Genomic DNA, 19,336 nt, shown 5'->3' on the forward strand with positions numbered 1-19,336 from the left:
GTTAGGTCAGGGGTCGAACAATAACTGTTTCAGGACCTGGTTGAAAAAATCCTGATAAATTTCCAGATCCGCCAGGGTTTGTAGATTCTGCAGGGCTGCCGGAATGTCCTTATTAAAGGCAATCCGTCCCACCACTCTGCCGTTAAAATGAGCAGCGGTCTGCACAATATCATAATCGATCTGTTGGCTGAACCCCGCTTTGTTGATCAGAACATAATGCGGAATGGAAAATTTGTGAATCAATTCCGCCAGCCGCCGATAGTCGGAAAGTCCGGAAAGGCTTTCTTCGACAACGGCCAGAACCACATCGGTTCCGGTCATGGCCGATATCGCCTGACAACTGGTGCCCGGCGGACCGTCGATGACAATGTAAGGAATATGCTGATCTTTTGCAACCTCCGCGGCTTTTCGACGAATTTCCGTGATCAGCTTGCCGCTGTTGTCTTCCCCTGGGGTCAGGTCGGCGTGAATCATCGTTCCGTTGGACAGACTGCTGATGTACCAGCTGCCGCTGTTACGGCGAATCATCATAACGGCCTCAGCCGGACAGACGAAAGCGCAGGCGCCACAGCCTTCACACTCGGCACCGATCCGATAATGGCCGGCCGGGGTCTGCTGAATGGCGGCAAAATGACAGGCCGCCAGACAGTGGCCGCAGCCGGTGCATTTTTCGTCCTGAATATTAGCAATATCCATACCATAATAGGGGAATGTTGCCTGACGCTGGTGGGGCAGCAGGATCGGCAGGTTGGACGCGTTGACATCGGCGTCGACCGCGATCACCGTTTTCATCATCTTGATCAATGCTGCAGTCATCGAGGTTTTGCCTGCTCCGCCTTTGCCACTGAGAACGGCGATCTGTCGGATCATAGGGAATTCAACTCCGGGGAGATGGTTACTGCCAGTTGCTGGCGCAGGGCGGGAAACTCACGGCTGAGGATCGCCCCGGCCAGATTGGCCCGGTGATAACGTTCATCCAGGTCAACGATCAGCGCCGGTTGCTTGGGGCGGGCTTGGAACATCCGGCTGACCAGCTCATTATCCTGAGCCTTGTTGGCGATGATCAGGTACTTTTTGTTCAGCCGGGCCAGGATCTGCTCGGTCTGGGCCATGTCATGCATCCCGAAAGGGGTCGGCTCGGCGATCAAAATCACCAGATCAGCGGGTTTGATGGCCGCTACCGCGGCGCAGGAGTTCCCCGGCGGCCCGTCGATGACGCACAGTGTGGAGCTGTTGAGCCCCTTGGTCATGGTCTCGATCAGGTAGGTTTCCCGGGTCGAGCCGATAGTCAGATCGCCGATATGAACCCGCTGACCGGTCAGTTTTGACTTGCCGGAACGGATGCGACCGATTTCTATGTCCTGATAGCGGATGGCCTGCTCGGGACAGGCCAGTTTACAGAGCCCACAACTGTGGCAGAGGGATTCAGTCAGGTAGACGCTATTCAGAATTTTGTAGAGGGCGTGGAACCGGCAGAGCCGGGTACAGGTGCCGCAGGCGTTACAACGCTCTGCGGCAAAGACCGGAACCGCTTGCAGAACCGATCGGGTCTGTTCAATCTCCGGTTGCAGAAAGTGCTCGGCATTGGGGGCATCGACGTCAAGATCATAGAATTCGGCCCGGAAGGTTTCTGCAATGGCAACGGCAAGGGAGGTTTTGCCCGCCCCCCCCTTGCCGCTGACGACGCTAATAACCACTAAGCGCCCCCGCCACAGACCTGGTTGGCGTTCAAGGGGCTGAGCTGATTGTCAATGAACATGGCAACCGTTTCCTTGACGGTTTGTCCCTGTCCCGAATAAACCTCGATTCCGCTTTGTCTGAATCCCTGCAGCGGCCGACCGCCGATCCCGGCAACCACCAGGTTGGCAACGTGGTTCCCCTTGAGCAGCATCACCGGGGCGAAACAGCCGCCCTGGATATGACCGCCGTTTTTCAGTGAGGTCACCTGCTGGATCTGGTTGTCCTTGATGTCGACCAGCACATAATAATTGCATTTGCCGAAATGGCCGGAGCGCTGGGCTTCGAGGCCGTCACCGGAATCCGCCGGAACGGCCAGGCGGATGGCGCCGTTTTCCGGGGGCGCAACAGTTTCGGCCTGACCGCCGGCGGACTGTTGCGCATCATCATCGACGGAGAGTGCATCAAGCACCTGCTCAACGGTGCCGGAGGTGTTTTCATGATAAGTGATACCGGCTTTTTTCAGGACTTCGGCCGCTTTCGGGCCGACCGTGCCGGTGTAGAGAATATCGACCTTGTATTCAGCCATCAGCTGGGCAGCGCTGGTGCCCGCCCCGTTGGCTGCATTGAGACCCTCGGTGTTTTCATGGGCGTAAACTTCGCCACTGAGGCTGTTGGCGATCATGAACCAGGCAGCGCGCCCGAAGCGGGGATCGATTTCCGACTGCAGGGTCCGGCCTTTTGCCGTAATTGCAATAATCATAGTTTGTCTTGCTCCTTGTTGGTTTGCAGCCCGTCGTCCTTTGCCTGTGGCAGAAAAAGCAAACGCACTTCTGGACACATGGGGAAACTTTCGGACTTTGTTGATGTTATTGCGGTCAATCGACCAGTCTGAACCGTCCGGGATTTTGCGGTTGACCTGCGGCTGGTGTGCTGAATCCTGGACGCGCACCTTTGCCCAAGCCTAAACCGGCGGTATTGAGCCTCCGCCCTTGGCCTTTTCCCTGGCCCCAGCCGGTTCCGCAGGTGTAACCCTGGTGCTGGATGTTACGACCGTTTGCGCAGCGTTGTCCCATTCTGGTGCCAAGACCCAAGGGACCAGTTCCATCTTTTCTCGGCATGATCTGTCTCCTTTCATGGGTTGAGAGTTTGTTAGTTGAGAGAGCTTGATTGGTTGATCTTTGTGCATATGCACAAAAAGAGACTAGTCCTGTTGAGAAAAGTTGTCAATGGGGAAATGTGTATATGCTCAAAAAAAAGAAGGGCGGCTGTCGGGTCGGGACCTGACGGTTTCTGGCGTTGATTAACGGTCAGGTTTGGTTTGGCAGCAATGTCCAAATCCCCCTTAATCCCCCTTTGCTAAAGGGGGAACGTCAGTAGGCATGTCCCCTTTATTGACGGGAGTGAATAAGATGAGGGCAACCACTCCCCCCTTTGAAAAGGGGGGCCGGGGGGGGATTTATACGGGTTCTTCTGTTGGTCAACGTAGGGTCTCGGTCTAACGATAAAACCTCAAAATCAAAGTCGCGGGGTTGCGGCCCCGCTCGCCGCCGCCCTTTTTGTCGAGGCCAACAAAAAGGGCGCAAAAAACGGCCCTTTGATTGCTCGGGAGGTTCGTTTGTTCCGGGAAAGATGTCGTTGCTCGCTGGCGGCTGCTAATCTGGCAGGGTTGGTCGTCGTTATATTTATGCACGGATCAAGTCTGCTGCTGGTCGCAGCGTCGTCGAATGCGCTTTGACGAGAAGCTTTGCTTCTCATACTGGAGGAGTCAGGGGCTGCAGAATTGGGAGGGCAGATGGATTTATGGAATTTGCTTTCGTAATCGTCGAAAATCCGCTATTGCTCCTTCCCCCTCTGATGGGGGAAGGCCGGGATGGGGGTGGATGAAGCTCTCAGCTTCATCCAATTGAGACGCCTGTCCCTCCGCAAGGGGAGGTGCAAAAGCTATTTAACCAATACTGCCGAGGCTGGCCAGGGCGACCACTCCGTTGATTGCAACGGGGGCGTCGCTCAGACACATCAATTCATTGCTGCCTTGCCGGGAAAAACCGTGATCCCGAAGGATCAGGTCGATCTCGGCAGAATTGAGGATATCCGCAAGCAGGGTTCGGCCGGCGGGAGTTTTGGCTTGGGCCTGCTGGAGCAGGTTACGGTAATCGGTTGGGGATTTGGCGGCGCTCAGCCAGGGGCCAAGCTGCCAGAAAGCGGGGCTGGTTTGCAGCAGCGCCCGGTCATTGCCGGAGCAGAGGGGCAGACCATCAAACTCCAATTGTGACAACAGCGGTGCCCGTGATTCTCCCCAGCAGCGCGTATCAAGATCGATGAGCATGCCCAGTTCTGCGGCGTCGGTTGCCTCCCGGGTTCCCAGGCCATGCCCTGTCCAGCGCGTGATGACATCAAGCGCTTGAAATCCCCGACGGCGGTATAGAGGCGCGCCCTGGGTGGAAGCGGTCAGCCAGATACGGTCCGGCTGCATTCGCCGCAGGAAGCTGATGGCGTGCTCCAGTAATGCCGAGCCATAGCCCAGCCCGCGTTTTGCCGGAGCGACCAGCAGATTACCGATCCAGCCACTCCTTTTATAAGCCACGGCAGAGACAAAACCGCAAATGTCGCCATGTTGCTTGAGGGTGAAGAAAAAAGGGCGCCAGTGGTTCAGAAACAGGCGTTGCTCCTGAAATGACAGCGTCCAGCCTTCGGCTGCCGCCAACGTCTTGAAGACGGTCCAGTCTGGTGGCTCAAGGGGGGTGATCAGCATGATGAACCCTTTCTTTTATGCTGCCCGACACAGGGCCTGCAGCTCCCGGTCATTTAATGCGCGCTTTTTGCGCCCAGCCAGATGGCGCACCCGCACCAGCAGATGATCGATGTCAATACCGCTTGCATCAATGTCGAGGTCGGCCAGGCGTTGCTTCAGACCATGGGTTCCTGAATGTTTACCCAGCACCAGATGGCGATGCAGACCGACCTCGGCCGGGTCGAAGCCTTCATAGTTTTGCGGATTCTTGAAGACCCCGTCAGCATGCAGACCTGATTCATGGGAGAAGACCCGGGCGCCCACCACCGCTTTCCAGGGTGGCACGGGGCGTTTGCTGGCCCGGGCAACAAACTGTGACAGCTCCACAAAGCGTTCAGTTGCAATGGCCGGGTCGATGCCGGTTGCGTATTTCAGTGCCATGACCACTTCTTCAAGGGCGGCATTGCCGGCCCGTTCTCCCAAGCCGTTGACCGTGGTGTTGACATAACGGGCGCCGGCGCGGATACCGGCGATGCTGTTGGCGGTGGCCATGCCCAGATCATTGTGGGTATGGACCTCGATCTCCAGGCTGCTGGCCTGGCGCAGGGCGAGCACTTTTTCAAAGGTGGTGAACGGGTCCAGGATGCCGAGGGTATCGCAGAAGCGGAAACGATCCGCTCCCTCACGCTCTGCAATCTGCAGTAGCTCAAGCAGAAAACCCATATCCGCCCGACTGGAATCCTCCCCGCCAACCGAAACATACAGGCCATGCTGTTTGGCAAAGCCGAGCGCTGTTTTTAACTGCTCTTTCACCCAATCCCGGCTCTTCTTTAATTTATGGGTCATGTGGATATCCGAAACCGACAAGGAGATATCCACCGCGGTCATGCCACAGTCCAGAGACGCCTGGATGTCGCTGAGCAGCGCTCTGTTCCAGCTGATCAGGCGTGCCTTTAGGCCGAGATCGACCAGCGTCTTCAAGGTCTCTTGCTCCTCCTTGCCCATGGCCGGGATTCCGCATTCCAGTTCCCCCACCCCAATGTCATCAAGCATGCGTGCGATGGTGATCTTCTCTCTGCGACTAAAAACAACACCCGCGGTCTGCTCACCATCCCGCAAAGTTGTATCGTCAATGACGATGGGACTCTGTTCTGTATGTTCCATTGTTCCAACTCCATGATCCGCCAATCGGAAGGTTTAGCGCCTATTGAAAAAGAAGGGTCTTGTTGAGGAACTAGCAAATAGCATGCCTGCGATAGCCGATATAAATTAAAGTATTTTTCATGATTAATCTGCTTGTTTTGCTCAAGAAAGAGGCAGTTGGGGCAGAGATCACTTAAAAAATATACAAGAGAATATCTATCTTTAAATAATAGGATACACCGGTTTGTTACCGTGTTATTAAGAAAAAAGAACGCTCATTCTTTCTCTTTTTGGTGGTGAATTTTTATCTAGCTGGAATGACTTAATTTTTTACTTAAATATTATATTTGTATATATTGAAGTATTCTTGATCTGTCAGCTAGGAATGCCTGACAAATTAGGTAAGGTATTGAAAACAGAAAGAAATTTTGATTTTTAGGGTTTGATTTTCAGCTGCGAAGTTTGTATGATTCCTGTATCGTTCATGTTGATTAGGATTTGCTGAGTATATTGCTGGAAAATAGCAATTTGTGGCTCGTCAAACGAAACATCTGCCACGTTTCGTCGGTACCTGGGGGATAGGGATTTCTTCCTTATAAAACAGCGTACTAAAATCGTCTCTTCACAAAAGTCTTAACAGGAGGTAGTGGAGTATGAAGAGTTTAATGAGGTTGTTGATGTTGGCTATGCTGGTTGCGCTGCTCGGTTTCGGGCTGACCGGCTGCGGCGACGACGGTAGTGATGGTAGTGATGGCTCTAATGGTAAGAGTGCGTATGAAATTGCTGTTGAAAATGGTTTTACCGGAACCGAGCAGGAGTGGCTGGATTCGTTGAATGCCGCTGCTGAAGAGGTCGAGCCCGAGTCCTGTGCGGTCTGCCACCCCACCGCAGGGACCGATCACCAGGCTAACTACAATGACGCCATGGATACCACTTTAAATCTCACCTTTGGTGCGATTACGGCCACTCCCGTTGGGGACGGAACCTTCACCACGACCGTTCCTTTCACCATCACCAAGGGCGGCGTAGCTGTCGATTCACCTGTCTCTGGTGGAAAAATTGCTGCTTTTGTGCAACAGCGCTTTGGCTATGCTGTTTATGACGCGACAACCGGCACTTTCCCGACCGCAGCTTACTTCAGCACCAGCGGTTTGACCAATGATGGCGGTGGCGCTTACCATCTGACCGACACTCTGGATATCGACATCACCGCAACCACAACGGAAGTTTACAGCTATATTACCCAAGACCCGATCCTTAATGCTGGCTCTTATGACGGCGAAGACGGCCATATCCAGCTGTATCGCGAAGTGTTCAATGCTGGTCAAAAACCAGGTACTCCGTTCACTTACACCTCCGCTGCAGATGTTGCTGCCTGTGAAAAATGTCACGGGACTCCCTACCTGAAGCATGGTTACCGGGGTGCTGATGCAACCAACCTGGATACTTTCGGTGCATGTAAAGTTTGTCACTATGACACCAGAACCGGTAGTGACGGGGCTGAATTCTTTGGTGATTCAACCTATGCATATACCGCTGATGTCATGACTGATGTTCACGCGTCTCACCTGAATCTTTTCCCCTATCCGCAGGAAATGTCCAACTGTGTGACTTGTCACACTGGCACCTTGCTGACGGATGCAACCCTGATTGATGCCAACTTCACCAAGGCTGTTTGCGAAAGCTGCCATGCTGATGTTGATCCAGCAACCAACACTGTCGTGGCTAAGCCTCTTTCGACTGTTGTGCCCCATGCTATTCCGACCGACGAGTGTAACACTTGTCACAAAACCGGCGGGATCGGCGCAACCTTCGCAACGGTTCACCCTGCTTTTGATTCCGTCAAATATGACTCGGTTGCCAGTGCTGAAGCCGGTACGCTGCGTTATAGCTACTTTATTGATGGCGTAACTTATGATGCCACCGCATCGAGCCTGACCATCACTTGGGGTGCCAAGGATGCAGCAGACGCTGCTGTTAACGTCCTGAACCTTGATGCAACGGCTGGCCCGGTGTTCCTGGGACTTCCTGCTGAGCGCGACAATGAATCCGAAGGTATCCGGATCCTGGTCGGTTACTATGGCTGGGGAACTCATAACGTTGCGGCCTACGATCAGTATCGTAAAGATGACGTGATTGCTAATACCACCTATAATTCGACTACAGGTATTGCAACAACGACTTTCCCATTGACCGACAAAATTGACACTTACGATGCAAGCAAACTGGAAGTCGGTATCATTGGTGTGCCTGAAGTCAATGGAACCATGGTCGCTGTTAAATCAGTGACTAAAGGCATCGTGCTTGCTGACGGATCCCTCGTCGATCGTAGCGGTATCGTTGCCGATGCTAAGTGTAACGCTTGCCATGACAACATCGTGATTCACACCAACTCATCACATGGCCACACTGCGGTCGGTAACGTCAATGCCTGCTTGTTCTGCCACAACACCTCGAGTGCCGCTCATGTAACGAATCAGTCCAGAGCGATCGATTCTTACCTGCATGACCTGCATACCTTCGTGGAAGAGCCGGAATTCGTTTATCCGATGTTTACCCTGCAGAACTGTGAGTCCTGCCACGTCGGTGCTACCGATGCTTATAACGCACCTTACAATGTGCCGGACCAACTGGCAGCTTCCGGTGCTCTGATTGATGCACCTGATGAGCCGGTGACGGTTGGCCCGGGTTCCAAGTCCTGCGGTTCCTGCCACAGAGCAAATGCTCTTAAGGATGGCGACCTCAGTGGTGTTGCTGAGATTAACTCACATACGAAGGTCTTCGGTTATCGGGTTCCGCAATCCGTGATGTCCTTCGTTGACGTTATGAACGCTATCTTTGCCAAATTGGCTGAATAAGTAGTTGTTCGCACTGAGGTGAGCCGCAATGGCTCACCTCAGTGATTTTTGTTTTAATGTAGCGGGCTTCGGCCCGCTTTTTTTGTGCCCGAATTCAGGCTGGGTTTCTCTGTTTCAGTTGTTGCTAGCTGGGGCAGAAGTAATCATGCCCGCAAGCTCATGTTTGATTATTCCGATATTGCTTTCATGGTTGGTATTTAAATAAACAATTTCAACACACAGCCCTGAGTTACGGTTTCCTGGAAGTCGTGTTCTAGCGGCCGAGCTCGGAATGTATGCGGCAATGCCTGCCTCATCGGATAGATCTGATCACCTTCGCTGGTGAAAGGGTCATAATCATCCCAAGCCCTCCTCTAAAGAAGCAACTCCCTGCTGGACTAGTTGTTTTGCCATAAGGGCCGGTGGCTGTCTATCCAACGTACTTATTCGGTATCATCATATGACAGGAGCTCTTAGGTCAGAGGGAAGAAGGGGGAAGCTTTAAGCAGGAGGGCAGAAGGAGTCAGCGTTTCGATCCAAATGATGAAAGACTCGATAGTTGCCTTGGTTTTTTGCCGATGGGCTAGGAGGGGCGAACCCTTATGGGCGGGGCGTGCTGCGGGTTCTGATAACTATGGTTTAAGCAACAAAAAAAGACTCCTCTGTTTTCAGAAGGAGTCTTTTTTTGTTGCTAGCTTAAGACAGTTGTTAACTGATATTTTTGATCTGGTAATTTAATACCATTGTTCACTTTCGTGATTGTAGGTTGAATTAACGGTGTCGGTAACCATGTGGCAAACGCCAGTGCAGGTGACGTTGCTGCCATCCCATACGGCCTGGATGTTATCAGTGGCATCAGGACGAAGGAAGTTGATATCTGCAGGACTCTCCGTGTCGAAATGGTTATCGGTTCCTATCCCTGCACCATTATGACAGCGGCTGCAGGTTTGTTCTGGGGTGGCACTGATAGTAATGGTATGGCCGATGCGGTTATGTTGCCCCTGCCGGTTCGGCCGGCTATTTCCTGCAACCCCGGCACCATTCGGTGGCAAACTGTGACAGGAAACGCAACCGGTATTGTTGGCGACCGGGTCGGCATTATGGCAGGCCAAGCAGGCCGGTGCGCCGGTGTCGGTATTGCCTTCGAAGTTGTCTCCATGGCACAAGGCGCAGGCTTCCAGATTGCCGCTGTCGGCATGGGTAACCGTTGCGCCATACCAGTGGGCATTATCTCTGGTCCCGACCGAAGGATGTGCGGTGTAATCGTTATGGCACCCTTCGCAGCCGGTGTCGCTGATTCTGGTAATGCCAATGTTGAAACGGGGGCTGCTGCCGGTTGGGGTCAGTTCACCATGGCAGTTCTGGCAAACGGTAAGATCTGCTTTTGCATCCGGGCCATGACTGGTAAAGGCCAGATAGCTTCCATCAAGGGCGTGTGGGGCTGTGCCGGGTCCGTCTGCGTGGCAGCTGACACCGCCATAACTGGCGGAGAAACAGCTGGGGGCTGCAGTTGTGCCGAGGAGGTCCTGGCCGTGACAGCCTTTGCATGAAGCGGCTGTATTTGCTGATGCATAGGCTCTGTGATCACTGACAGCATTCGTCCAGTCGGCAGGATGGACCCCGAACGGAATTGCGCTATTATAAGTGTGGCAGCTATAGCAGCTTACGGCGTCACCGCTACCGGTCAGGTTTGCGCCATGACAGCCGGTACAGTCACTGTAACTGGCGAGAGTTGTGATCTCATCCGCATGGGTTGCAATCCAGCCGAGCGGGTGGGCCTGATTGTCGGGCGGCGCACTGGAGTTGCTGCTGGAACAGGCGGTTATGGAAAATGTCGCTATTATCAGAAGAATGAGTAAGGCAAACCGGTTCTTCATCTTTTCCTCCTTATTTTCAAGCAATGCTTATCCGTGGCAGGGAGCGCAGGTTTTTGCCGATTTCGGTTTGCCGTGACAGCGGAAACATGACGTCGGATCGATGCGGCCATCAATGCGGTGGCGGGTCAGGTAGTCACCGCGGTGAGGCATCTGCCGGTAGCTTTCCGACTGATTTCGCTCCGAGGGTTTCAGCTCCAGTTTGGTGGCGTGGCAGCTGTTGCAGTAGCTGGTCTGGTGGCACATGGCGCAGACGGCTGCGTTCTGGTTCGCCTGGTACTTATGGGTGGTCATCCAGGTCGGGGTGTGGTTGAAATCGCCGAAGGCGAGTTTTTCGCCGCGGGCGTCATGGCAGTTGGTGCAAGTTGTGGTTTTGTCGCCAAGGTCTGCAGCAGACATATGCTGCAACGGAAGCTCTTTGCCGCTGTCCAGTGCCGCACAGGCGGCGAGACCCAGCAGAAGGAAAACCAACCCGATTGTCAGCCAGATATTTTTACGCATATTCATAACTCCTGTTGGTGATCAGGCAATTTTAAAGATCTTTGCCGAAACGGTAGCTGAGGGTCACCATGGCTTGCAGATCCTCATCATAATAGGGGTCTTTGCTGTAATCGCCGGAGACTTTCACATCAAGTGCATCATCCAGAAATTTTTGCCCCACGCCGACCGACACGAAGAACGAGCTGTCTTCACCGTAGATCGCCTGGTCGTAATCGACATACATCAATTCGCTGCTGACATATCCAACCGGGAGTATGGCTGGCAGCTGGGTCCAGTAACCGTAAACCCTAACCAGCAGATACTTGTTCTGGGAGGCGTCACCGTCCATCAGGCCGGCTTCTCCACCCAGCTGAGTGCCGTTTTCACCGGACCAGATCACTTTGCCTGAATAGTAACGGGAGCTGTCGGAAAGGACTTTGTAGTCATAATTTTTAATATTGGCGACCAGAGTCCAGTTGTCTCCGATCGGCAGGGTTGCTTCGGTTCCGACCACGGTCAACTCTTCACCGCTGTTGGCAAGAAAAGCAAACGGGTTGACGCTGGTATTGTCGGTGCCGAAGTAGTCTTCATAGCGAAACTTCTGAAAGTAGGGACGAATTCTAACCGGGCCGGCAGAAAAACGCAGCTCGTAAGAATGTTCCGCCCATTCGTCGGTATCGAGGTTGAGTGAAGAGAAACCATGCAGATTGATCCCCAGCGGAAGGTAGGCAGAGAGGTCCATGCCCGCTTTTTCGTCACTGTCGCTGTCGTTGCTGATCTTTTGATAGGACAGGCCCAGGTCATACCACCCGACCATATGGTTGGCGATACGCGCACCGAAGATGCTGTCGCCATCGCGGCCGTTTTCACTGGAATAATCCACGGGCAAGCCAGCATAGACCGAGCCGGAGAAATATTTGCCGAGATCGGAACTGAGCCGCAGACCGTCGATGGCGGTGTCCGCGACTCCTTCAAAAAGATACTGGCGACCCAGGCGGGCATTGAAGGCGGCCTGCTCACCGGTGTATTCGATATAGCTGTAAAGCAGCTCACCGGCACTGCTGTCATCGTAATAATCATTGTCCGCCATGTCCAGGCGGCCCCAGCCGTACAGGTGGAAGGACAGTCCCGGTTCGTCCGGGGTGCCGATATCCAGCTGGATATACTCGTAAATCGGCAGGACCGCGGCGGAATCCTTGGTCGTGGTGTCCCGCTCGAGCATGCGTAATATGGTATCCGACTGGAAATTCAGTTGTGCTGCCGACACCGTCCATGGCAGGCAGAATACGGACAGAATGGCAAAGCAGAAGATAGACTTGTAGACATCTCTTAATTTCATGCGACCCCCTGAACAAAGGAATGCAAGGCTGTTTTGGTTCCAAAAACGTGGCAGTTTAATAAAACTAGATTAGCAGAATCGCATTTTAAGTCTAGTTATTTTATGGCTGTTTGCGGATAGATATCGGTCTGCTGGGGAATTGTTGCGAAACATCAATAAGTAACAAATTGGCCGGTATTTTTATGCTAAATATTTAAGATGAATGAGCGTTTTTTCTACTGTGTGTGATGCTGTTTTGCTGTCTTGAATAGGGAGGCCTCTGCAAAACAAATGGGCAGCCCGCCTAAGGAGCTTGCCTAATAAATGTTCAATACCGCTCGCTGCGGGTTGATGGTTGTCCCGCAGGATTCATTTTTCCCGTGCCTGAAAAGATGGCCGGAGTTTTGCAAAGTGATTTAGCAAAGCTCAATTCGATGTTGAACCAATCCCATGCAGCTCAATGCTGTCCTGCAGGAAAAATCCCCTTCTCAACGATGTGACGGGCCGGTTTAAAAAATACCTGGATCCGAAAAAAATATGCCGCTTGGGCTCCCGAGAGCTTCAGCCAGACGAATTCAGGAATAAGCGTTTATCGGAAAGGACTCTGCTGTGTCTGCAAAACCGAAAATCAAAGATCTGCTTGACGAAAGCGCCTGCGAGCATAACAAAACCAAAAAAGCGACCTGCAATACGCCGACACCGGGTGCAACAACCGGTGGCTGTGCCATTGACGGTGCCCAGATCGCGTTGTTTCCGTTTGCGGATGCGGCACACCTGGTGCACGGGCCGATGACCTGCCTGGGAGGGAGCTGGGAAACGCGCCTGACCGGGACCAGTTGGACGGGGCGAGATCTGACCCAAATGGGCTTTACCACGGACATCAATATCAATGATGTCGTTTTCAGCGGGGAAGAACGGCTGGCTGAAGCGATTGCTTACATCGTCAGCAATTATTCACCCCAAGCCGTTTTTGTGTATTCAACCTGTGTCACCGCCCTGATCGGGGACGACCTCGACCTTGTCTGCAAGCAGGCTTCTGCACAACATGGCATCCCCTGTGTCCCGGTTCACGCTCCCGGGTTTGTCGGCGGCAAGAACCTGGGCAGCCGGTTGGCCGGGGAGGCGGTTCTGCGACATCTGGTCGGAACTCTGGAGCCCGAAGAAACCACGCCCTTCGATATCAACCTGATCGGTGATCACAATGTCACCGGCGATATGTGGCAGTACAAACCCCTCTTGGATGAATTGGGGATTCGCGTCCTCTCGACCCTGAGCGGGGATGGTCGAATCAGCCAGATCCGCACCGCCCACCGTGCCCGGCTGAATGTGATTGTCTGCGCCAAAGCCCTGGTTTCCCTGACTCGCAAGATGCATGAACAGTATGGTATCCCCTGGATCTCCTGCTCCTTTTACGGCAAGCGCGATACCTCCAATGGCATTATGGCCATTGCTGAAGCCCTGGGCGATGCCGCGCTGATCGAACGGACACGTCAGCTCATCGCTCGTGAGGAAGCCCGTCTGGAAGAGCGGCTGGTCCCTTACCGCCAGGTGTTTGCCGGCAAGAAGGCGGTGCTGAATACCGGCGGGAACAAGGCCTGGTCCATCGCTTCGGCGTTGCAGGACCTGGGGATTGAGGTGGTGGCGACTTCGGTCCGTAAATCGACCGAGGACGATAAGGTCAAAGCGCGGGAATATCTGGGAGAAAAGGGCGTGCTGATGACGACCCCGGCGACCCAGCAGGCCAAGATTATCGACGAAACAGGAGCCGATCTGCTCCTCGCCGGAGGGCGCTCCCTGTATACCGCCATCAAAAAGCGCATCGCCTTTACCGATGTCAATCAGGAGAAAAAGAAAAGCTACGGCGCTTACAACGGTCTGCTGACTCTGGCGGAAGATCTTAAAAACTCGCTGCAGAACCCGGTGTTCGCACTGGTGGGAAGGAAAGCCCCATGGGAGAAGTAATTCGCAAATCGGTCAAGCCGCTGCAAGTCAATCCGCACAAACTGTCTCAGCCGATGGGCGCGACCCTGGCCTTCCTCGGGGTTGACTGCTGCATGCCGCTGATGCATGGGGGGCAGGGCTGCGCAAGTTTTACCAAGGTCTACTTTACCCGCCATTTCAGTGAGCCGATCGCTCTGCAGACCACTGCCGTCACGGATGTGACCGCCATTCTTGATGGTGGCGATTACAGTATTGTCGAGTCGATAAAGAACATCCACAGCAAAGTTAGCCCCAAACTGATCGGGCTCCACACCACCGGCCTGCCGGAAACCAAGGGGGATGACATCCGCGGCGTCGCCCGACAGATCGATTGCCCCCTGGTTTATGTGAATACCCCGGACTATGAAGGTGGCTTGGAAAGCGGCTGGGCGCTTACTGCCAAGGCGCTGATCGATCAGCTCGTCGAACCGCGAAGCGAGATCAATGCCGGCAAGGTCGTGCTGGTCCCGCATGTCAGCATGCAGCCGATTGAGGTCGAAAAACTGAAGGATCTCATAGCCAGCTTTGGTTTCACGGTCGTCGCGGTGCCGGACCTGTCCACCTCGCTGGATGGCCATTTGGGGGAGAAGCAGGCTTCTTTGAGCAGCGGTGGCGTCCAAGTCGCAGAGCTTAAACAGTTGGCGGATGCCGCTTATGTGGTGACGGTTGGGCATTCGGTCAAAGGGGTCGCGGCAATCCTGCAGAAAAAGAATCCGGCGATCCGCCATCAGCATTTCAACCATGTCAGCGGACTGGTCGGAACCGATGCCCTGGTGGGCTGGCTTCTCGAAGTCAGCGGGCGGGACCTCCCTGGTGCGGTGGTGGAACGCTGGCGCAAGCGGCTCCAGGATGCCATGCTCGACAGCCATTTTGCCCTTGGCCAGACACGTTTTCTGGTTGTCGGCGAGCCTGATCATCTGGTGGCTTTATCTGCCTCTCTCAGCGAAGCCGGGGGCACCGTTGCCCTGGCGGTGGCAACCGTGGATTCGCCGGTGCTGAATGAAATCGTTGCGGAAAAAATCATCGTTGGTGACCTGGAAGATGCTGAAAAAATGAGCGACACCTACGAGTTGATCATTGGCAACTGTCATACCGAGGCGCTGGCTCACCGCTACGGGAAGAAAACCGTGATGCGCGGCTTTCCCAATTGGGAACAGGTCGGCAATCCCCTGAAAAACGATATTCTTTATGAGGGGGGAGCCTACTTCCTGTTTGAGATCGCCAATATCGCCAGCCAAATGCATGAAGAACAACAGCAACGGATTGCTGCGCAAATGAAACAGAGCGCTTAACCGAGGTGGGATACCCATGATGAATGAATATTCCGACAATCTCCTGAAATATGTGAATGATCCGAGTCATGTGGGATTTATTGAACAGCCCGATGGGATCGGCGAAACCGGTCTTGACGGGGGTAACGTCGGCAATCGGCTGGCGGTGCGGTTTACCTTGCAGGTGCACCGTGAACGGATCCAGAAAGTGCGCTTTCAAGTGTTCGGCTGCGGTTATACCATTGCGGCCTGTGCTGCTGCTGCGGAACTGTGTGAAGGGCGCAAGCTTCAGGACATCGCCGGGGTGACCAGCGCGGCGATCAATCAGCGCCTCAATTACAGCCTGCCGGCCGAACGGTCCTACTGCGCAGAACTGGCCAGTGAAGCCCTCCACGCTGCGGTTGCCAGTGCTCGGGATGCGGCACGGCCGGTCGCTGTGCAACTGGTTCCCGAACAGCCTGATGGCAGCCCCCGGGTACAAAAGACCGATCCGCTCTACAAGGCGCTACTGGCCGCCAGCGTTCCGGCTTTGTCTCAACCGGAGATTGAGGACCGGCAGATGTTTGCCTGCCTGCTGACCGTAGCCAGTCAGGATTCCTGGCCGCTTCATCCGGCCCTGGGGCTGGATGAGCGAGCCACGGAGCGGATTCTGGCGACTTTTTTCCCTAGTTTCGACAAGACCTTGCTGGAGCGCTATCGGGGCAATAAGTTTCCGCCCCTGCCGGACATCAACGCGGACGTGCAGACCCTGTTACAGGGTTATCTCGACACCGAGGCTTCCGTTCAGGAACGGCAGGCTGGCGAGTTGCTGGTACGCATTTTAGCGGCCAGAGCGTCTTATCCGGGGCATTTATGGGTGGCCATGGGTTTTTTTCAACGTTCTCAGTTGTCGGCTGCGATTCAACGGCACTTACCCAGGTTGGCTGCTGCCAATCACAACAACATGCGCTGGAAGCGGTTCTTCTTCAAACAGGTTTGTGAATTGAACGGGGGCATCCTGTGCAAAAATCCCAATTGTGGTGACTGCAGCGATTATTCCCTCTGTTTTGTCGATGAAGAAGAACCTGTTCTGCAATGACGGAGTAAACCATGGCCCACATTATTTTCTGGGAAAAGCCCGGCTGTTCGGGCAACCGCAAACAAAAGGAAATCCTCCAGGCGTCGGGGCATACCCTGGAGGTGCGTGATCTGCTCACGGAGAAGTGGTCCGCTGCCCGGTTGTGTGAGTTTTTTGGGGCGCGGCCGGTGCGGGAGTGGTTCAATCCGACCCATCCCCAGATCAAGGCCGGTCAATTCAACCCTGCCGCGATCTCGGCCGCCGAAGCTCTGGATTTGATGATCAGGCAGCCGTTGTACATCGTCAGGCCCCTGTTGCAGGTCGATAATGAATGCCTGGCCGGGTTTGATGTCGCGCAGGTGCATAACTGGATCGGCTTGAAACTTGAAGCAGTCGGCGAACGGGATCCGAAAAATTGCCCCTGCGTCGTCAGCACGGGCGAGGCAGGCTGATGTTGACAGAGAAAGGAGATGATTTATGAGCCCTTTGGATGAGGCCCTGGAAAAATATATCGCAGACGACAATGAGCAGGAGCAATACTATCGGCTGGTCCTGTCCACGGATTTTTATGTGCCGCTGGACTCGGCGGACAGCCAACCCGGAGCGTCCCAGCCGGAAGCGGTTACACCATTGCTGGTCGAGGCCGAAGGGAAACCTTATCTGATGTTGTTTGACAGTGAGGAACGACTCTCGTCCTGGGGTAAAAAAGAGCTGTCCTTTGCCGTCCTCTCCGGAGCCGCGTTGGCAGGATTCACTCCCGCCGGGCTGAACTGGGCCATCAATATCGGCAGCGGGTTTGGCAAGGAACTGGTTCCGGATGAAATCAGCTGGTTAAAAGAGCTGGCGGCCATGCCTTAAGTTCGGTCGCCGAGAGCGTCCGGCGCACTTGGCAGGCTGTTGTGCATCAACCTGCCAAGGTCTATTTCTTCTATTTCAACCATTCCGCATATGCCTGGTCGTGAAAACCGATCAGAAACCGCTTGCCCTGCTGCAAAGTCGGAGCGCGCAGGTTGCCGCTCGGTCCCATCACCTGGCGTAGCACTTCCTCTCTGTCGCCTGCCGGATCAGCAAAAATCTGAATTTTTTTGCCCTTGGCAACGATAATCTGCTCTGCTTGGTTGAGTAAATCCCAGGCAGCGTCGTTGTCCATGCGTATTTTACGGGCATCGATGGTTTGCTCGATAGCAATCTTTTCCTGCTCAAGAAACTCCTGAGCTTTCTGGCAGGAGGTTCAGCCTTTGCGAAGATAAGCCCAATCGATCTGCATGATGGTCTCCTGATAAAAGAGGGTTGAGGTGGCAGGTTACGGTGGTTTTCTATCGAAATTTACAATAGGGTGGTGGGTTTGAAAAGAAAAAAGCGGTAGGCTCGCTGTTGCAGCCTACCGCTTTGTCATTCATTGTCTGGTGATTTTGCTCAGCTGGCCAGTTGGCTGGCTTCAAGTTTTTCCAGGTCGATATCCTTACCGATCAAACCGGCGGCATCGGCGCGGCATTGCTTGCAGTGACGCGCCTGCGAGAGGATCAATTCTGCCTGGTTGCGGACCAGCTCCATGGTCAGCTCTGAGGGCGGTTCGACATCCTTGAACAGACCGATGGGGATCACCGGCATGATGTTCATCATATCCGCGCCCAGTTCTCTGACTTTGACGGCCAGATCAAGGGTTTCATGGTCATTGATGCCGGGGATATAGACATGGTTGATTTTGACCATGAGCCCAGCCTTGGCGGCCAGGCGGACGCCTTCCAGCTGTTTTTGCAACAAGAAAGCCGCTCCTTCGACTCCGCTAAGTTTCAGCCGATCGTATTTGATCCATTCATAGACCTTGGCGCCGGTTTCGGCGCTTAAGGCGTTAATCGTGACGGTCAGGCTGTGAATCCCTAACGCCGCGATCCGTTCGATATTTTCGGGCAGGCGCAGGCCGTTGGTGGACAGGCACAGGGTCATGTCAGGAAAAGCCTGGCGAACCAGTTCGAAGGTTTCGAAGGTTTTCGGATTAGCCAGCGGATCGCCGGGGCCGGCAATACCGACGACTTTCAGTTGTGGCCCGTTTTGGGAAGCCATATGGCGTTGTACCAGGCGAACGCGCTCAACGCCTTGCTCAGGGGTCAGCACTCTGCTGGTAATCCCCGGCCGGCTTTCATTGGCACAATCGAATTTCCGCTCACAGAATCCGCACTTGATATTACAGCCGGGCGCGACCGGCAGGTGAATCCGGCCGGCTTTGTTATGGTCGCCGCCGAAGCAGGGATGGTCTGACTGTTTCTTCATTTTCATCATCGGGCAAGTGCTTGCCATAACGGTTCTCCTGTCATAACGTGAGGTTGTGGATCAAGCACCGTTGCTGATAAAAAAAGCCCTGAACGATTGTCATCGCCCAGGGCTTCATTGCCTTTTCTTTTTGACACATCATTATGTCTGGAAAATTTCACCGTCTGCTCATTTTATTCAGGTTTTTAATATGCATACAATATGCCATGGGCAATTAAAAAAAAGGGGGTAACACGCGCACCTCAGGATCACGTGTTACCCTTGCCAGAGGCAATAGCAGCTTAAAAAATGAGCGGGTTGAATAAAAATAAGGCATAGCCAAGATCCCGGGTTATTTTTTGATCCGTTCCAGAATCCCGGAGTTGACAATGTCATAAGCCATCTTCAACGCATCCGCGATGGCTACGGAGGTGCTGACCGGGACAATCCCCGCTTTGAGCAGCTCCTTTTTGGGCAGTTCTCCAATCTGTGCCGTCACCACAGCCTGACAGCCTTCCAGGGCGCTGAGAATGCCGCCGAACTGCCGGTGGCGAAAGGGGTTGTCAGGATCGTAGGAACAGTACTTTTCGACCTCAACGGCGGCCAGCTGTTCGATGATCCCTTCCGTATAATCGTAAATCAGGAAGCGTTGAGCATGCCCGAAGTGCTGGTCCACGGTGACGGCTGATTTTGAGGCGACGGCAATGCGCATCGT

General features: G+C 54.0%; 18 protein-coding genes and 1 pseudogene. 6 read left to right on the plus strand and 13 right to left on the minus strand.

All coding sequences use genetic code 11. The features are described from left to right. Nucleotides 1-6: 6 nt before the first annotated feature. From N909_RS0114950 to nifV, 6 genes are all read right to left on the minus strand, one after another. Nucleotides 7-870: a nucleotide-binding protein gene (locus tag N909_RS0114950; RefSeq protein WP_051689800.1), complete on the minus strand. Its 864-nt coding sequence runs from the start codon at nucleotides 868-870 to the stop codon at nucleotides 7-9. Then, nucleotides 867-1,697 (minus strand): 4Fe-4S binding protein, encoded by an 831-nt coding sequence (locus N909_RS0114955; protein ID WP_029916537.1) that lies wholly within the window; start codon nucleotides 1,695-1,697, stop codon nucleotides 867-869. The genes N909_RS0114950 and N909_RS0114955 overlap by 4 nt, the downstream gene beginning before the upstream one ends. After that, the gene (locus N909_RS25330) at nucleotides 1,697-2,440 is read right to left on the minus strand and encodes a NifB/NifX family molybdenum-iron cluster-binding protein (protein WP_051689801.1); all 744 of its coding nucleotides are present in this window, start codon (nucleotides 2,438-2,440) and stop codon (nucleotides 1,697-1,699) included. The genes N909_RS0114955 and N909_RS25330 overlap by 1 nt, the downstream gene beginning before the upstream one ends. Nucleotides 2,441-2,555: 115 nt before the next feature. Beyond that, nucleotides 2,556-2,798 carry a DUF5320 domain-containing protein gene (locus tag N909_RS0114965; protein WP_029916542.1) on the minus strand — a complete coding sequence of 81 codons (243 nt, stop codon included), beginning with the start codon at nucleotides 2,796-2,798 and terminating at the stop codon, nucleotides 2,556-2,558. Nucleotides 2,799-3,625: 827 nt separating this feature from the next. Next, nucleotides 3,626-4,432: a GNAT family N-acetyltransferase gene (locus N909_RS0114970; protein WP_029916544.1), complete on the minus strand. Its 807-nt coding sequence runs from the start codon at nucleotides 4,430-4,432 to the stop codon at nucleotides 3,626-3,628. Between the two features lie 15 nt (nucleotides 4,433-4,447). Next, nucleotides 4,448-5,575 (minus strand): homocitrate synthase, encoded by a 1,128-nt coding sequence (gene nifV / locus N909_RS0114975; RefSeq protein ID WP_029916546.1) that lies wholly within the window; start codon nucleotides 5,573-5,575, stop codon nucleotides 4,448-4,450. A 632-nt stretch (nucleotides 5,576-6,207) separates the two neighbouring features. Here nifV and N909_RS0114985 point away from each other — a divergent pair. Next, nucleotides 6,208-8,412: a multiheme c-type cytochrome gene (locus N909_RS0114985; RefSeq protein ID WP_155005950.1), complete on the plus strand. Its 2,205-nt coding sequence runs from the start codon at nucleotides 6,208-6,210 to the stop codon at nucleotides 8,410-8,412. Nucleotides 8,413-9,125: 713 nt separating this feature from the next. Here N909_RS0114985 and N909_RS0114995 read toward each other — a convergent pair. The 3 genes from N909_RS0114995 to N909_RS0115005 are packed head-to-tail and all read right to left on the minus strand — an operon-like array spanning nucleotide 9,126 to nucleotide 12,084. Then, complete coding sequence (locus tag N909_RS0114995) at nucleotides 9,126-10,268, minus strand: hypothetical protein (protein ID WP_029916552.1); 1,143 nt, start codon at nucleotides 10,266-10,268, stop codon at nucleotides 9,126-9,128. A gap of 27 nt (nucleotides 10,269-10,295) precedes the next feature. Beyond that, entirely contained in the window at nucleotides 10,296-10,766 is a 471-nt protein-coding gene (locus N909_RS0115000; RefSeq protein WP_029916553.1) for a hypothetical protein, read from the minus strand. Nucleotides 10,767-10,797: 31 nt separating this feature from the next. Beyond that, on the minus strand, nucleotides 10,798-12,084 hold the full coding sequence (locus tag N909_RS0115005; protein WP_051689802.1) for a hypothetical protein: 1,287 nt from the start codon (nucleotides 12,082-12,084) through the stop codon (nucleotides 10,798-10,800). A gap of 588 nt (nucleotides 12,085-12,672) precedes the next feature. Between N909_RS0115005 and nifE the strand changes: the two genes are divergently transcribed. From nifE to N909_RS0115035, 5 genes are read left to right on the plus strand one after another with little or no spacing between them, the layout of a single operon-like run. Continuing rightward, a complete protein-coding gene (gene nifE, locus N909_RS0115015; RefSeq protein WP_029916558.1) occupies nucleotides 12,673-14,025 on the plus strand; it encodes a nitrogenase iron-molybdenum cofactor biosynthesis protein NifE in 1,353 nt (450 codons plus the stop codon). After that, nucleotides 14,013-15,335 carry a nitrogenase iron-molybdenum cofactor biosynthesis protein NifN gene (nifN, locus tag N909_RS0115020; RefSeq protein WP_029916559.1) on the plus strand — a complete coding sequence of 441 codons (1,323 nt, stop codon included), beginning with the start codon at nucleotides 14,013-14,015 and terminating at the stop codon, nucleotides 15,333-15,335. Before nifE ends, nifN begins: the two co-directional genes overlap by 13 nt. Before the next feature lie 16 nt (nucleotides 15,336-15,351). After that, on the plus strand, nucleotides 15,352-16,392 hold the full coding sequence (locus tag N909_RS0115025) for a nitrogen fixation protein NifQ (protein WP_051689803.1): 1,041 nt from the start codon (nucleotides 15,352-15,354) through the stop codon (nucleotides 16,390-16,392). 11 nt (nucleotides 16,393-16,403) lie between these two features. Continuing rightward, nucleotides 16,404-16,823 (plus strand): thioredoxin domain-containing protein, encoded by a 420-nt coding sequence (locus tag N909_RS0115030; protein ID WP_029916562.1) that lies wholly within the window; start codon nucleotides 16,404-16,406, stop codon nucleotides 16,821-16,823. Nucleotides 16,824-16,848: 25 nt separating this feature from the next. After that, entirely contained in the window at nucleotides 16,849-17,229 is a 381-nt protein-coding gene (locus tag N909_RS0115035; RefSeq protein WP_051689804.1) for an SseB family protein, read from the plus strand. Between the two features lie 70 nt (nucleotides 17,230-17,299). Here N909_RS0115035 and N909_RS0115040 read toward each other — a convergent pair. The 4 genes and pseudogenes from N909_RS0115040 to N909_RS0115050 all read right to left on the minus strand — a co-directional run. Further along, nucleotides 17,300-17,590: pseudogene (locus N909_RS0115040) on the minus strand (ArsC family (seleno)protein); the annotation flags it as partial. A gap of 197 nt (nucleotides 17,591-17,787) precedes the next feature. Continuing rightward, a complete protein-coding gene (locus N909_RS0115045) occupies nucleotides 17,788-18,669 on the minus strand; it encodes a radical SAM protein (RefSeq protein ID WP_029916568.1) in 882 nt (293 codons plus the stop codon). After that, nucleotides 18,648-18,803: a hypothetical protein gene (locus tag N909_RS25750; RefSeq protein WP_155005951.1), complete on the minus strand. Its 156-nt coding sequence runs from the start codon at nucleotides 18,801-18,803 to the stop codon at nucleotides 18,648-18,650. Before N909_RS25750 ends, N909_RS0115045 begins: the two co-directional genes overlap by 22 nt. A 170-nt stretch (nucleotides 18,804-18,973) precedes the next feature. Further along, nucleotides 18,974-19,333, minus strand: coding sequence for a NifB/NifX family molybdenum-iron cluster-binding protein (locus N909_RS0115050; protein ID WP_029916569.1), 360 nt, complete (start codon nucleotides 19,331-19,333; stop codon nucleotides 18,974-18,976). Nucleotides 19,334-19,336 lie beyond the last annotated feature (3 nt).

The sequence above is a fragment of the Pelobacter seleniigenes DSM 18267 genome, assembly GCF_000711225.1.
Classification (GTDB): Bacteria; Desulfobacterota; Desulfuromonadia; order Desulfuromonadales; family Geopsychrobacteraceae; genus Seleniibacterium; species Seleniibacterium seleniigenes.